Origin of the sequence: Leucobacter luti (assembly GCF_004217175.1) — a bacterium.
Classification (GTDB): Bacteria; Actinomycetota; Actinomycetes; order Actinomycetales; family Microbacteriaceae; genus Leucobacter; species Leucobacter luti.
In genome coordinates, this window is the sequence record NZ_SHKI01000004.1 from 403195 (window position 1) to 417758 (window position 14564).

Consider the following 14564-nt stretch of genomic DNA (forward strand, 5'->3'; position numbering starts at 1 on the left):
TGCGGGGCAAAATGAACGCAACCGCGGCGGAGTTTCGCGCGCCGCGGTTGCGTGTGGGGTTCAGGGAATTCGGAGGGTGTGACCCCGGCTACGGGGTGTGGTCCTCCGCCGGAGCGGTCACCACCGGATCCGCCACCTGCATTTCGCCGCCCCGCACCTTCGCCAGCACGCGCATCAGGTGGTACACACCGATCGCCGCGATCGTGCCGAGTGCGATGCCGTTGAACACGACCGACCCGAAATTGATCGTGAAGTCGGCGATGCCCACGATGAGCGGCACTGCCGCGGAGAACTGGTTGATCGGCTTCGAGAAATCGACCTTGTTGTCGATCCAGATCTTGACGCCGATCAGGCCGATCAGACCGTAGAGCGCTACGGTGACGCCGCCGAGCACGGCCGGCGGGACGGAGAAGATGATCGCGCCGACCTTCGGGGAGAAGCTGAGCAGCACGGCGATGGTGCCGGCGACCCAGTACGCGGCCGTTGAGTACACGCGGGTCGCGGCCATCACGCCGATGTTCTCGCCGTAGGTCGTGGTGCCCGAGCCGCCGCCGAAACCGGCGAGCATGGTCGAGACGCCGTCTGCGAGCAGCGCGCGGCCGGTCACCGGATCGAGATCGCGGTTGACCATGAGGCCCACGCTCTTCACGTGACCCACGTTCTCGGCGATCAGCACGAGCACCACGGGCAGGAACGCGGGCAGCAGGCCCCAGAGCGACGGATCCGCGAACGGGTTGCCCACGGCGTGGAAGGCGGGCAGACCCACCCACGCGGCGTCGCCCACGGCTGAGAAGTCCACGAGGCCGGCGAAGAACGCGATTGCGTAGCCGACGGCCATGCCGAGCACGATCGAGAGCCGCCCGATCAGGCCACGGAACAGCACCGTGATGAGCAGGATCGCGATCAGCGTGGCGAACGCCACCCACGACGAGAGCACCTGGTCAACATCGGGGTTCGCGCCCGGGTTGCCGGTCCAGTTGTTGCGCACCGCCGGGGCGAGGTTGAAGCCGATGAGGGCAACGATGCCGCCCATGACGACGGGCGGCATGAGCGCGTTGATCCAGCCGGTGCCGAAGCGGTGCACCACCAGGCCAACGATGGCCATGAGCACACCGATCGCGAGGATGCCGAACGATGCACGGCCGAGGTCGTCGCCACCCGCGGTCGCCGCGAGGATCGGCGCGATGAACGCGAACGACGAGCCGAGGTAGCTCGGCAGGCGGTTGCCCGTGAGCAGCAGGAACAGCAGCGTCCCGAGGCCCGAGAAGAACAGCGTCGCCGTCGGGCTGAAGCCCGTGAGCAGCGGCACGAGGAAGGTGGCGCCAAACATCGCGACGACGTGCTGCGCGCCGAAGCCGATCGTGCGGCCCCAGCTCAGGCGCTCATCCGGGAGGACGATCGCCTCGGGTGCGACGTGCTTGCCGTCGCCGTGCAGTTTCCAGGGCAGGGCCATGCTGGCTCCTTCGAGGGGCGGTCGTTCACAGTGTGCTGCGCGTCCACCCCGAAAGCGCGCGACCAAGGAGTTATCTTACAGCGAACGCTCAGGATCGCGCGAGAGCCGCGTGCGGGCGCCCCGGGCCGGGAGCCGGGCGCCCGCCCGCGCCTACTCGGCGGCGATGTAGATCTTGCGGATGTGGTCGGCGACCGTCCAGCGCGTTCGCGTGCCGGCGACGAGGCGCATCACGTCGCCCTGCGCCACCTCGACGGTGCGCGGGGACTCCTCCGGCGCGACGCCCGGCTCGCTGAGCAGCTCGATCGTCGCCCCACCCGAGAGCACGACGAAGAGCTCGTCGACCTCGGTGTCGGTGACGGTGCCGCCGCGCAGCTCCCAGATCCCGGTCTCGGCGCCACCGATCGCGCCGAGCTCGACGATCCCCTGCGTGGGCGCACCCGCGACCACGTCTGCGGCGTCGACGGCCTCGTGCTCAACCACCACGGCCGTCGCGTGCACCAGGTCGTTCGCGCCGTCGGGCAGCTGCGCGGCCCCCGCTTCGGCGCTCACGAGTCGAACCCGAGCCCGAGCGCGTCGAGCGTCTTGAGGAGCACGTTGCGCTTGCCCTCGTTGTGGTCGGCACGATCCAGTGCCCAGCGCGTGAGGTTGATCCCGATCGACGCGGCGGGCTCCGGCGGGAACGGCAGCGGCACGTCCTTGACCATCTTGAGCTCGGTGCGCTCGGTGACGCGGCCCTCAAGCCGGTCGACGATCACGTCGGCCGCGAAGTGGGTGGCCCCCACGCCCAGCCCGGTGAAGCCGGCGACGTACTGCACCCGGCCGCCGTGCGCCTGCCCGAAGAACGCGCAGAAGCGGGTGCTGGTGTCAATGACCCCGGCCCAGCGGTGCGAGAACTTCACTCCGGCGAGCTGCGGGAAGGTGGTGAAGAAGTGGCTCGCAAGCTTGCGGTGGCTCTCCATCCTGTCCTCGTGCTCGGGGTTGATCTTGCCGCCGGCAAAGTACACCGCGTCATAGCCGCCCCAGAGGATCCGGTTGTCCTTGGTGAGGCGCGAGTAGTGGAACTGGTTCGCCATGTCGGCGAGGCCCTCGCGACCCGCCCAGCCGATCGAGGCGAGCTGCTCGTCGGTGAGCGGCTCGGTCATCAGCACGTAGTCGTAGACCGGGACGGTGTGCAGGCGGTACCGCTTCAGCAGCGACGGGAACACGTTGGTGCACAGCGCGACGCGCTCGGCGGTGACCGTGCCGCGCTCTGTGACGAGCTGGATCGGAGCGTCCGATCCCCCGTCAAGGCGCTTCACGGGCGTGCGCTCGTAGATCTCGACACCGATCTCCGCCGCGTGCCGCGCGAGCTCGGCGGCGAGCTTCGCCGGGTGCAGGTTGGCGTTCTCGTGCGGCGAGAACTCGCCGCCGAGGAAGGTGGGCGAGGCGATGCGCTGCTGCACCTGCTCGGCGTCGTAGACCTCGACTGCCGGATCGTCGCTCTCGCCGAGCCACTCGACCTGGTGCGGCGCGTTTGCCACGGACAGGGCACCGTTGCGCTCGAAATCGACGTCGAGCTTGTGCTCGCCGATGAAGCGCTCGATCGCGTCGAGGTTCTCGAAGCCGAGCCGGGACAGCGTGCCGGTCTCGTCGGGCCACCGCGCCTCGGCGTTTGGCTCGCCGTGGGTGATGCTCGCCTCGCAGAAGCCGCCGTTGCGGCCCGACGCCGCCCAGCCGATGCGCACCGCTTCGAGCAGCACGACGCGGCGCTCGGGGTGCTCCGTCTTGAGCTTGATCGCGGTCCAGAGCCCGGCGTAGCCGCCGCCGACCACGGCGTCGTCCACGCGGGTGTCGCCGGCCAGCGGCTCGTAGCTCGCGGCGTGGCCCGCCACGTCGTCGGTCCAGAAGCAGCCGAGCTTGGTGTCGGCGAGCGCGTCTTCGACGATTCGTGCCGCGGGGCGGTTGGTCTCAAAAATTGTGGGGTGCATAGCGTCCTCGTTGTCGATGTCCGCTCCGATCATCGCACACCGAGCAGCGATTGTAAATGCCTATGTCAACGACGTTTACATCAGGGTGAATCCCAGCTCCCCTCAGCGATGCACCGCACCGCGCCGCACCGCGCCCCGGCGACTGCGGCACCCCCGGCGGCGGACTACTCGGCCGGCGGCTTCATGATGACGCCGGTGGCCAGCCCGAGTGCGAGGCCGGCGGGCAGCCACAGCCAGAACTGCGTCAGCGCCGCGATGAGCACGCCCATCGCCGCGCCCATGACGAGCCCCACGATGACCTGCTTGCGCCGGGCCTGCGGTGAGGGCGCGTCTTGCTTCTTCTTCGCGCGATCGTTTCGCGACTTGCCAGATTTCGGAGCCTTGCTCATGCGTCAAGCCTACGCGCAGCCGCCTGATCGGACGCGTCGAGTTCGGCGAGCGCCGCGAGCTGTGCGGGTGCGGCCCCGCGGGCACGCGCGAGCGCGGTCAATTTGCCGGTTGCCCGCGCGATCTTCGCGGGGCTCGCGGACGGCACTGCCCCCGCGGCGCGCAGCACCGGCTCAAGCGCGTCGAGGTGTGTCTCGGCGCCTCCGGGCAGCAGCTCGGCCTCCCACTCGCGCCAGGCCCGCCGCACGCCGTCCGCCAGGTCGGCGGCACGCACGCGGTCGTCCGCGAGTTCCACCACCGGCGCGCCCGCGGAATCGCGCAGCACGACGACCGTGCGCTCGGTCTCGAGCGTGGCGCGCGGCGCAACCTCGGCAACGGCGTCGCCGATCGTCGCGCGCAGGTCCTCGCGCAGCGCCGCGGGCATCTCGGCGCCGAGCGGCCACTGCAGCTCGCGCACCCCGCCCGGCTCACGCCGCTTGATGTGCCACCCGGCGTCCGAGCCGCCCTCGCGCACGCGCACCGCGATCCCCGCGGCGGCGAGCGCCTCGGAGGGGGTGTCAAAGTACGTCGCCACCAAGCGATAGGTCACGGGAGCGTCGGCGGTAAAGCCGGCGCCCGCAAACTGTCCGGGGGTCGGCACCGCAGTGTCGACCGCGACCTCGTACTTCCGCTCGATCTCGAGTGCTTCGATCCCCGCTGCTGGCGCCATTCCTCCAGCGTACGCCGTGTCGTCGGGAAGGTCCGGAGCGGGTTCGGCGGCCGGCCCGTGCCCGCCCGCAAGCCACACGATCCCCGCCCCGGCCGCGACGACCAGGCAGACGCCCAGCAGCGCAATGGGAGTGAGCACCTGGTCGAGGAAGATCGCCCCGAGGATGGTGCCGACCACCGGGTCGAACGCGAAGAAGACCCCGAGCACGCGAGCGGAGGTGAGGCGCCCCGCAATCGTGTCGACGGTGAACGCCAGCGCCGTGCCGAGCAGGGCCGATGCGATGAGGGGCACCAGGTGCTCCACGCGGATCAGCGGGATCACGGGGGCAGAGAACGGGAGGGTCAGGATCGCCGCGATCGTGACGGAGAGCGCAACGCTCGGCAGTCCACCCTCGGACTGGCCCACGTGCGCCGCGAGCAGGGTGTAGAGCCCGAACGCCGCGCCCGCGAGCGCCGCGAACAGCAACCCGAGGGGATCGAGCGCGCCGCCGAATCCGGCGATGAGCGCGACGCCGAGCAGCGCGACCATCGCGAGCGCCCCCTCGCGCGCGCGGCGCGAAGCGAGCAGCGCGACCAGGCACGGGCCGAGGAAGTCGATCGTGGTCGCCACACCCAGCGGAAGCCGCGAGAAGGCGAGGTAGAGAAACGCGTTCATCGCGGCCATCGCCACGCCGTAGAGCACGATCCCGAGCCACTCGCGCCGCGTCCGCCCGCGGAGCCGCGGCCGAAAAATGAGCAGCAGGATCACTGCGGCGATGAGCATGCGAACGGCGCTCGTGCCCAGCACCCCGAATGCGGGGAAGAGCCCGACGGCGATGACCGCCGAGAACTGCATCCCCAGCGAGCCAACGAGGACAAGCAGCATGGCGCGGATGGTGGCGCCGCGCGTGAACCGAGAGGCATTCGACGATGAGCTCATCAGACCTACTGTAGTGCCGGATACACTGTCCGCATGGCAGTGGACCCCGGACTCGCGGCGGCGCTGCAGCGCGCCGCGGACGCGTGCGCTTCGACCGCCGCAAGCCTTGCCGCTGCCGGGGTCGCCTCCGAGCACCTCGCGGAGCTCCTCGCCCCGAAGCGGGTGCTGCTGTGGACGCGCCCCGCGCGGATGCAGCAGCGCGGCCGCGTCTGGCGGATCGGCACGCTGCTGCTGGGAGACGACGGCGCGCTCTACGCGGCGAGCCGGGCGACGCGGGCCGCCGAGCGCGGCCGCCCCGGCTACCAGTCAGTGTCGCGCGAGGAGCGGCGCGAGATCGCCGCGGCGGCGCTGCGGGGCGGGTTTGAGCCGGGCACCGCGGTGAACTTCGATGCGACGCCGATCCCGCTCAGCGCAGCGGACCCCGAGGCCGCCACCGCGCTCGGTGATCCCGCGCTCCCCGTGGGGTTCGCCGACGGGGAGGTGCGCGTGCGCTGGCGCGCGGGCGCACCGCTCAGTGGCGCTCCCTCGCTGGCAGAGTTTCTCACCGATCGCACCGAGCTGCTGCGCACGCCGCGCGGCGCGTAGCCGCGGGCACGCAAGAACGCTGCACCGACCGCGCAATCGATAGGGGGGGGTGATCGCGCGGTCGATACAGCAGGGGTGAGGCCTCGGAACCGCCGGTGATCGGGGGGACAATCACGGGCGGCGTACCACCGGGACCTCTGCGTTGTGTCTCACAACCCACCGCTGGGGTGGTGATTTCAGACTATGGGCCGCGCGGCCCCCGTCACGGCAAACCACCCCAGCTACAGTGCTCGACGGCGCAAATACCGTGCTGGGGACGACAGGCTCAGTAGTGCGCGGCCCCCTGCCACAGGCGCACCCCCGATTCACTCGGATGCGGCGCCAGAATCGGAGTCCTCAGCCGCGGCCCGAAACGCCCAGCGCATGTGGTCGCTCGTGAGGAAGTCGGCGATACCGATCATGATCAGGCTGAACACGATCTGCTCGGTGACCATCCACACCGGGTAGAGGCCGGGGATCGCTGCCATGACCAGGGTGACCACGGGGAAGATCTGTGCGAACAGGCGCAGCCGCTGGTACGCCCAGCGCCAGCCGAGGGCCGCCCGCCACGCAAAGTAGCCCAGCGTGAGCGTCATGCCGAGCACCACGACGGTGCGCATCCAGACCGCGAACGGCACCGATCCGCCCGAGCTGGCGATCACCACGGCAGCGACCACGGCCCCGACGCCGAGGACCACCTCCGCGCCGAGCAGCCACCAGATCCACGCGAACGCGCGCCGCGTCTTCGGGTGGCGCCGCGCCGAGTCCGAGATTCGCACGCCCGCCTGGCGCCCGCCAGCGAGCCGGTCGAGGCGCAAGAGCCAAGATTCCCACATCATGCCGCCAGCGTACGCCCGGCTGAGCCCCCGGGTCGCGCGGGCCCGCAAAGATCAACCAAACGGCTGAGCCGCTCGCTGCGCCCCCGGGCTCAGGCGTGGGTCACGACGAGTCGCTGGTTCGCGAACTCGCGCAGCCCGAGGGCGCCGAGCTCCCGGCCAATTCCCGAGCGCTTCACGCCCCCGAACGGCAGCCGCGGATCGCCGCCCTTCAGCCCGTTCTCGGCGTACATGCCGCACTCGATCTCGGAGCGGAACAGCACCAACTCTTGGGGGTCGCGCGCGAACACGGTCGCGCCGAGCCCGTACGCAGAGTCGTTCGCGAGCGCCACCGCGTGGGCGGCGTCGCGCGCGCCCGCGATCACCGCGACGGGCCCGAACAGCTCCTCGGTCCACGCCGCGTGCCGCCGGTCCGGGTTCACCACGATGTGCGGTGCGAGCGCCCGCCCGCTTCGGTCAAGGTCTGCCGCGTCGCCGAGCACGGTTGCCCCACTGTCGCGGGCGTCGCGCAGCACGCCGCGCAGCTCGTCGGCCGCCGCCGCGCTCGCGAGTGGGCCGAGCTCGGTGTCTTCGCTGAGCGGGTCGCCGGGCGCCACCGCGAGGAAGCGCTCGGAAAACACGTCGAGGAAGCGCGGCAGCAGCTCCTCCCGCACGATGATCCGCTTCGGGGAGACACACGTCTGACCGGCGTTCGACAGCCGCAGCTGGGCGGCGAGCGCCGCGAGTTCGTCCACCCGATCCGCGTCGAACACCACGAACGGGTCGTTGCCGCCGAGCTCGAGCACCACCTTGGTGAGGGCGGCGCCGGCGGCCCGCGCGATCGCAGCGCCCGCGCGCTCACCCCCGGTGAACGACACCCCGGTGACGATCGGATCCGCGATCGCGGCGTACGCCTGATCGTGCGTAAACGCGCTGTCGCTCACGAGCGCCTCGGGCGCACCGGCGTCCGCGAAGAGTTCGGCGACCAGGCGCGCGGTCTCCGGGCAGATCGCCGCGTGTTTGAAGACCACGGCGTTGCCGAGCAGGAGATTCGGGGCGATCACGCGAATGAGCTGGTAGTGCGGGTAGTTCCACGGCATCACGCCGAACACGACCCCGGTCGGCGCGAGCTCGACGGCGGCGCGCGGCGGCTCGGTGCCCGGCGCCGCGCCCCCACCGTGCAGTGGCACCGGCTCCGGGCGCAGCAGTTCCTCGGAGTGCTCCGCGTAGAAGCGCAGGATCGCCGAGCAGCTGCGCGTCTCGGCGCGGCCCTGGCGCACGGGCTTGCCCATCTCCCGCGCCATCACCTCGGCCAGGTGCTCCGCGCGGGCGTCGTAGAGCTCCGCCGCCCGGGCGAGCACCGCCGCGCGAGCGGCCGGGTCTTCCCCGCGCCACGCGCGGTAGGCGGCGTGCGCCGCGTCGAGCGTCGACCGCACGGCCGCGTCCGCGACGCTCATCGCGCCACCAGCCCGGTGCCGTCGTGCAGCCCCGAGCCCGCGTTGAGCTGCGGCAGCCGCACGGTGAAGAACGTCGACGCGGGGCTCGCGAGCGCGCCGTCGAGCAGCGCCTCGAAGCCGTCGAGCTCGGTCACGGTGTGCGCCGCGATCCCATGGGCGCGCGCGATCATCGCGAAGTCTGGATTGTTCAGGTGCGTACCCGACGGGCGGTCGGGGTACGCGCGCTCCTGGTGCGAGCGGATCGTGCCGTACCCGCCGTTGTCGAGCAGGATCACGATGACGCGGCAGCCGTACATCTGCAGGGTGGCGAGCTCCTGCCCGTTCATCCCGAAGCAGCCGTCGCCGGCGAACGCCACGACCGTGCGCTCGGGCGCGAGCAGCGACGCCGCGACCGCGCCGGGAACGCCGAGCCCCATCGCGCCGTTCCTGGGCCCCACGAACGAGCGCGGGGTGTCGTGGTGCAGGTAGCGCAGCGCCCCGATCACGTAGTTGCCCGCGCCGACCGAGACAATCGTGTCGGTCGGGAGTCTGCGCTGCAACACCGCGAACAGCCCCTCGACCGTCACGGCACCGGTGACGGGGCTGGGCACGCCCGGGTCGCTCCAGGCGAGGTAGCCGTCGCGCAGGCGCCGCAGCCGCTCGGTGCGCGCCGCCGCCGGCGGCTCCCCCGCGTGCGGGTACGCCGCGAGCCACTCGGCCGGGTGCATCACCCAGTGCTCGGAGAGCAGGCCCGTGTGCTCGTGCAGCTCCGCGTCGGCGTGCACCACGACGACGTGCTCGGCGCGGTCTCCGATAGTGAACCCGTCCGAGAGCACGTCCTTGCGCGAGGTGCCGACGTAGCAGACGAGGTCTGCCTCGTCGTACGCCGCCAGAGCCGCGTCGTTTCGGCCGTACCCCAGGCTCCCCACCCACGACGGGGAGGAGTGGGGGTACGCATCGTGTGCGCGGAAGTCCGAGACCACCGGAACTCCGGTGTCCTCGGCGACGCGGCGCATCGCCGCGGCGGCCTGCGCGTCCCACCGGTCGCCGCCCACCACGAACACCGGTCGCTGCGCGTTCGCGATCAGCTCGGCGGTGCGGCGCATCGCGGCCGGATCCGGAACCGCGCTGCGCGTGCGCGGTGGCTGCAGGGTGCGCGGCTCTGCCACGCGCCGTGCAAGCAGATCTTCGGGAAGCCCCACGATCACCGGTCCCGGCCGGCCGGCCGCCGCGATGTCGAATGCGCGCGCGACCCGCTCCGCGGCGCTCTCGGGATCGTCGAGAACGAACACCGCTTTCGCGGTGCTTCCGAACCACGCGTGAGGATCGAATTCCTGGAACGCCTCGCGCGCCCGCTCCCGCGTGGGGATCAGACCGACAAACACCACGAGCGGCGTCGCGTCCTGATAGGCGGTGTGGATCGCGATCGAGATGTTCGCGGCACCGGGCCCGCGCGTCACCATCGCGACGCCCGGTTCGCCACTCAGGCGCGCCTCGGCGAGGGCCATGAACCCGGCCCCGCCCTCGTGGCGCGCGGTGACGATCCTGGGCGCACCGTCGCGCAACGCGTCGAGCAGCCCCAGGAAGCTCTCGCCCGGAACCTGGTACACCCGCGGCACGCCGCGAGCCTCAATCTGCCGCGCTATGTCCTCGGCAACCGTCGTACCCACACCCATCTCCCCGTCTCGTTCGTACGTGTGCACCGCGAACCGGGGCCGCGCGCGTGCGCGGCCCCGCCCCGGCTACTCCGTGTAGTTGCGTGCCTGCTCGCGGATCGCTTCCGGATCGAAGTCGTTGATCGCGGGAATGAGGCTGTAGTCGAACAGTTCGCTCACGTCTGGGACCTCGCCGTCCGCCTCGATTACTCCGTACTCGGTGAGGAGGTCAACGGTCTTCTGCATGTCCTCATCGGTCTGCTCGCCGTAGGTGCCGGCCGAGCCTTCCCCGCCGGTGAGCTCAAGGCGCACCTCGAGCTGGCGCACGGCGAGGGCGAGGCGGTCCTCTTCGCTGCCGTCGGTCGGCTTCGCGGAGGGGAACTTCTCCCAGTGCAGCTTGATCGCTGCCTCGGGGTTTTCAAGCGAGAACACTGCGCCCTTGAAGAACGCGCGCCAGATCCCGGCAACGGTCTCGGGCTCGGTGTCGACGGCGTCGCGCGAGCACACAAAGATCGAGGTGCCGTTCAGGTCGTTCATCACCGAGTCGAGATCCACGAGCTCTTCGCCGAGCAGCGACTCGATGACCAGGTTGGGGCTGTCCCACGCGGAGTACGCGTCGATCTGGCCCTGCTGGAACGCGAGTGCCGCCTGCGCGCCAAACCCAACCGGCAGGAACTGCTCCGTGGTCGCCGTCGCCCCGGCGGCCTCCATGCCGCCGATCGCGTAGTTGATCCCGGTCGCGGTCGCCGAGTTGCTGCCAATGGTCTTGCCTTCAAGGTCGGCAACGGAGGTGTATCCGCTCGACTTCGGCGCGACCACCCGGAACATGTTCCCCTCGGTCGATCCCACGAGCGCGAGCGTCGGGTCGGACGCCGCCGACGGCACGGCCGTCGCCGCGGAGGCGTAGGTGCACACCGCGTTCCCAGCGGCGACCGCCTGCACCCCGGAGAGCGCGGTCTCGACCGGCTGCATCGTCACCTCGAGGCCCTCCTCAGCGAAGTAGCCGAGCTCCCCCGGCACGGTCGCGTAGCTCGCCGTCGCGGCCGAGAGCGTCTGGTCGGTCACCGCGAAAGTGACTTGCTTCAGTGATTCCCCGGTGTCGTCGCCCTCCGCGGCGTTTCCCCCGGCCGAGCAGCCGGCGAGCGCCACCGCGCTCAGGAGCGCGATCGTCAGTGTTGCGGTCCTCTTCATCTGTGTTTCCTTTCGAACTTCGTTGTTCCTGCAAGCGGGTAAATCGTGTGCGTCGGGTCAGCGCTGGTAGCGACGCAGAAGGTAGTTGAGGCCGGCCATGACGAGCCAGATCACCACGCCGAAGCAGCCCAGCACGATCAGCAGCGCGAACGTGGTGGAGACCGAGCCGGTCTGCACGGCCGCCTGAATCGCGAAGCCCATGCCCTCCCGGGCCGAGACAAACTCCGCGACGATCGTGCCGATTAGCGCCAAGACGGCCGCGCTCTGCAGCGCGGGGAGCAGGTACGAGACCGCGTTGGGGATCCGAAGCTTGCGGATCACCTGCCACGGCGACGCGCCAACCGACTTGAACAGGTTGAGCTGATCCTGGTTGATGTTCGTGAGGCCAACCAGCGCGTTCACGAGGATCGGGAAGAACGCCATGAGTGCCGCGAGGATCACCTTCGGGGTCGTACCGTAGCCAAACCCGGCGATGATCAGCGGCGCGATCGCGACCTTCGGGAAGGTCTGAATGATGATCAGGAACGGGTAGACGGCCTTGCGGAGCGACTCGGAGAACACGAACACGAAGCTGATGAGCAGCGCCGCGAGGATCGCGATGCCGAGCCCGAGCAGCGTGATCTGTGCGGTCGCCGCGAGATTCACCCAGATCGTGCCGTCCGCGAACATTTGCCCCAGCACGTCCATCGTCGCGGCGGGCGGTGCGACGAGCAGCGGCGAGATCAGCCCCGAGGTCGCGCTGTAGTTCCAGAACCAGATGGTGCCGCCGAGGAGGGCGATCGCGATGATCACCGCCCGCGTGGTGGTCGAGGCGAAGAACGCGCGCACGTCGGCGGCGCCCCACCGCGGTGCACGGGCCGTGTGGTCCGCGGCGGTCACCGGGAGCAATTGTGTGGTCTGTGCACTCATCGTTTCCGTCGCCTTCCTAAGCATGTGCGGCTGTCTCGTGTTCGGCTTTCGCTGCCTCGAGGCTGATGCGCCCGAGGCGCACGAGCTCGTTGAACTCGGCGGAGGTGCGGATCTCGGGGGTGCGCGGGCGCGGCAGATCGACCTCGATTACGTCCGAGATCCGGCCGGGGCGCGCGGACATGACCATGATGCGGTCTGAGAGGAACACCGCCTCGGAGATGCTGTGCGTCACGAAGACCACCGTCTTCGGCTCGGCCTCCCACAGCTTGAGTAGCTCCTCGTTCAGATCCTCGCGGGTGAACTCGTCGAGGGCGCCGAAAGGCTCGTCCATGAGCAGGAGCTCCGGACGTGTCACCAGCGAGCGCGCGATCGCCGCGCGCTGCTCCATGCCGCCCGAGAGCTCCTTCGGGTAGTGCGACGCAAAGTCCTGCAGCCCCATCATCTCGATGAGCTCGTGCGCGTACGCCCGGTCGGCCCGTGAGGGTCGCCCGTCCCGGATCTCGACCGGCAGCAGAATGTTGTCGAGCACCGTGCGCCAGGACAGCAGCGTCGGCTTCTGGAACGCGACACTCGCGGTGCGGAGCGGGCTGCGCACCGGGTTCCCCCCGACGCGCACCTCCCCGCTCGTGGGCGTATCCAGGCCGGCGATGAGCTTCAGCAGCGTCGACTTGCCGCAGCCGCTCGGGCCGATCAGCGAGACAAACTCGCCCTCACGGAAGTCAACGCTGGTCTCGCTCAGCGCCTGGATCGCCAGCCGGTTTCGCTTGAACACCTTGACGACCGAGTCGATCTCTACCGCGCCAACGCCGGCGCGTGCTGCGGCGCTCACGCGGCGCTCACCGACCACGCGGGGCGCACCGAGCGCTCCTGATCGATCACGCGGTCGTAGAACCGATGCCAGTTCCCGCCGAGCAGCAGCTGCAGCTCGGCGTCGGCGAAGCCGCGCTCCGCCAGGGCGTCACCGAGACGCCCGAAGTCCTGCGGGCCGGCAAACCAGTCGGGCCGCACTGACGGCGGGGTCCCCTCTGGCGGCGCGGCCCCGAGCTGCGGGCGGCGGCTCCACCGGCCGCGGCGCATCCACTCCCGGTACTCGTCGGTGCCGCGCTGGTTCGCGTCGGTCCCGATCCCCACGCCCTCAACCCCCAGCTCGTCGACGGTGCGCGCGACCATCTCGGCCCACTCGGCCGGCGTGCTGATGAAGCCGCGCGTGAGGTTGTGGTACGTCGTGACGCCCACCACGCCGCCACGCTCCACGAGCGGGCGCAGCACCTCGAACGGCTTGTTTCTCGGGTGGGCCACGAGCTCGAACGCGTTTGCGTGCGTCACCGCCACTGGCACGCGCGACGCGTGCACCGCGTCGAGCGAGGTCCGGTTACCCACGTGCGACAGGTCGACCACCATGCCGTGCGCGTTCATCTCGGCGACGACCTCTTCACCGAACCGGGTGAGCCCCGAGTCGGTGGGGTCGTAGCAGCTCCCACCAATGTCGTTCTGGATGTTGTAGGTGAGCTGCGCCACGCGGACACCGGCGTCCGCGAACAGCTCGACGTAGCCGAGGCGCCCCTGCAGGAACGAGCTGTTCTGGAAGCCCAGAACGATCCCGAGCCGCCCGGCCGCCCGCGCCGCGGTCATCTCCGCCGCGCTCGTCACAATTGCGGTGATGTCCTGGTTCTCCGTGACCAGCTCGCGCCACCGCACGAGCGAGTCGAGCGACTCGGCCGCGTCTTCCCAGAACCCGCAGGTCACGGTCACGGCGTCGACGCCGCCCGCGCGGAGTTCTTCGATTCCTCGCCGATCAAGCCGGGAACAAATCAGACTGTCAATTCTCATGAGCCTCTTCGTCTCTCTCACTCACACTGCGTAGTGGAGCTGTGTTTCACTCACGCCCGTGTGGGTGCGTGAGACCTCGGTCTCTTCGCTGAGCGCGAAGTTCGAGGGTTGGTAGATCCGCCACCACTGCTCGCCGCTCAGCAGCACGCCGCGGCTCAGCCGCTGGATCGGCTCGGAGCTGAGATCGCGGGGCACCGCTGCCGCGCGGATCGCCAGCGAGCCGGCGGTGGCATCGACGACAACGCTGAGCGAGAAGCCGTGGAATCGCGCCCGCGCGTCGAGCCCGGCCACCCCCGCCGCGTTGGCGAGGCCGCGAACGTGGAACTCGCCGGCGGGGCTGTCCGCGAAGAACGCGAGCAGCGCGTTGACCACGGTGTTGCCCACCAGGATCAGTGGACCGCCGGCGCAATCGATCGCGTCGGCGCCCACCGCGCGCACCCGCGGCCACGCGGCGTGCGCCGCACGCGCAAGCAGCGCGTCTTCCAGGTAGCCCACCCCGTCGGCACCGCACTCAGCGATCGTTTCGAGCACGTAGTCGCGCGCGCCGGGCCACATCCCCTGCGGGCAGCCGGAGGCCATGAGCAGGCGCTCCACGATCAGCGACAGCTCGCGGCGCGATACGTGCACCGCATCCGGCACGAAGTCGGTCACCGGTAGCGTCTCCGGATCCCTGTCGACGAACGCGGCGAGCAGCGACCGCTCCGTGAGCTCAATCGTCTGGTCTGTCATC

Annotated in this window: 14 protein-coding genes; 1 reads left to right on the top strand and 13 read right to left on the bottom strand. The window is 70.4% G+C overall.

Annotated features, from left to right (window positions below; translation table 11 throughout):
- Positions 1–88 precede the first annotated feature (88 nt).
- From EV139_RS08240 to EV139_RS08260, 5 genes are all read right to left on the bottom strand, one after another.
- Complete coding sequence (locus tag EV139_RS08240; RefSeq protein WP_130453833.1) at positions 89–1453, bottom strand: uracil-xanthine permease family protein; 1365 nt, start codon at positions 1451–1453, stop codon at positions 89–91.
- Between the two features lie 150 nt (positions 1454–1603).
- The gene (locus EV139_RS08245) at positions 1604–2002 is read right to left on the bottom strand and encodes a cupin domain-containing protein (protein ID WP_241988999.1); all 399 of its coding nucleotides are present in this window, start codon (positions 2000–2002) and stop codon (positions 1604–1606) included.
- Complete coding sequence (locus EV139_RS08250) at positions 1999–3420, bottom strand: NAD(P)/FAD-dependent oxidoreductase (protein WP_130453834.1); 1422 nt, start codon at positions 3418–3420, stop codon at positions 1999–2001. Before EV139_RS08250 ends, EV139_RS08245 begins: the two co-directional genes overlap by 4 nt.
- Positions 3421–3584: 164 nt before the next feature.
- Complete coding sequence (locus EV139_RS08255; RefSeq protein WP_130453835.1) at positions 3585–3809, bottom strand: HPP family protein; 225 nt, start codon at positions 3807–3809, stop codon at positions 3585–3587.
- Positions 3806–5434 (bottom strand): EamA family transporter, encoded by a 1629-nt coding sequence (locus EV139_RS08260; protein ID WP_130453836.1) that lies wholly within the window; start codon positions 5432–5434, stop codon positions 3806–3808. The genes EV139_RS08255 and EV139_RS08260 overlap by 4 nt, the downstream gene beginning before the upstream one ends.
- 33 nt (positions 5435–5467) lie before the next feature.
- Here EV139_RS08260 and EV139_RS08265 point away from each other — a divergent pair, with 33 nt between their 5' ends.
- Entirely contained in the window at positions 5468–6019 is a 552-nt protein-coding gene (locus EV139_RS08265) for a hypothetical protein (RefSeq protein ID WP_130453837.1), read from the top strand.
- 305 nt (positions 6020–6324) lie between these two features.
- Here the strand turns inward: EV139_RS08265 and EV139_RS08270 are convergent, their stop codons facing one another.
- The 8 genes from EV139_RS08270 to EV139_RS08305 all read right to left on the bottom strand — a co-directional run bounded on the left by EV139_RS08270 (position 6325) and on the right by EV139_RS08305 (position 14563).
- Positions 6325–6837, bottom strand: a complete 513-nt coding sequence (locus EV139_RS08270; protein ID WP_130453838.1) for a hypothetical protein — start codon at positions 6835–6837, stop codon at positions 6325–6327.
- Positions 6838–6926: 89 nt separating this feature from the next.
- Complete coding sequence (locus EV139_RS08275) at positions 6927–8270, bottom strand: aldehyde dehydrogenase family protein (RefSeq protein ID WP_130453839.1); 1344 nt, start codon at positions 8268–8270, stop codon at positions 6927–6929.
- The gene (locus EV139_RS08280) at positions 8267–9919 is read right to left on the bottom strand and encodes a thiamine pyrophosphate-dependent enzyme (RefSeq protein ID WP_198677497.1); all 1653 of its coding nucleotides are present in this window, start codon (positions 9917–9919) and stop codon (positions 8267–8269) included. The genes EV139_RS08275 and EV139_RS08280 overlap by 4 nt, the downstream gene beginning before the upstream one ends.
- 72 nt (positions 9920–9991) lie before the next feature.
- On the bottom strand, positions 9992–11095 hold the full coding sequence (locus EV139_RS08285) for an ABC transporter substrate-binding protein (protein WP_130453841.1): 1104 nt from the start codon (positions 11093–11095) through the stop codon (positions 9992–9994).
- A gap of 57 nt (positions 11096–11152) precedes the next feature.
- Positions 11153–12004, bottom strand: a complete 852-nt coding sequence (locus EV139_RS08290) for an ABC transporter permease (RefSeq protein WP_157993019.1) — start codon at positions 12002–12004, stop codon at positions 11153–11155.
- Between the two features lie 16 nt (positions 12005–12020).
- The gene (locus tag EV139_RS08295) at positions 12021–12833 is read right to left on the bottom strand and encodes an ABC transporter ATP-binding protein (protein WP_241989000.1); all 813 of its coding nucleotides are present in this window, start codon (positions 12831–12833) and stop codon (positions 12021–12023) included.
- A complete protein-coding gene (locus tag EV139_RS08300) occupies positions 12830–13834 on the bottom strand; it encodes a dipeptidase (RefSeq protein WP_130453843.1) in 1005 nt (334 codons plus the stop codon). Before EV139_RS08300 ends, EV139_RS08295 begins: the two co-directional genes overlap by 4 nt.
- Before the next feature lie 21 nt (positions 13835–13855).
- Positions 13856–14563, bottom strand: a complete 708-nt coding sequence (locus EV139_RS08305; protein WP_130453844.1) for a hypothetical protein — start codon at positions 14561–14563, stop codon at positions 13856–13858.
- Between the last annotated feature and the right edge of the window lies 1 nt (position 14564).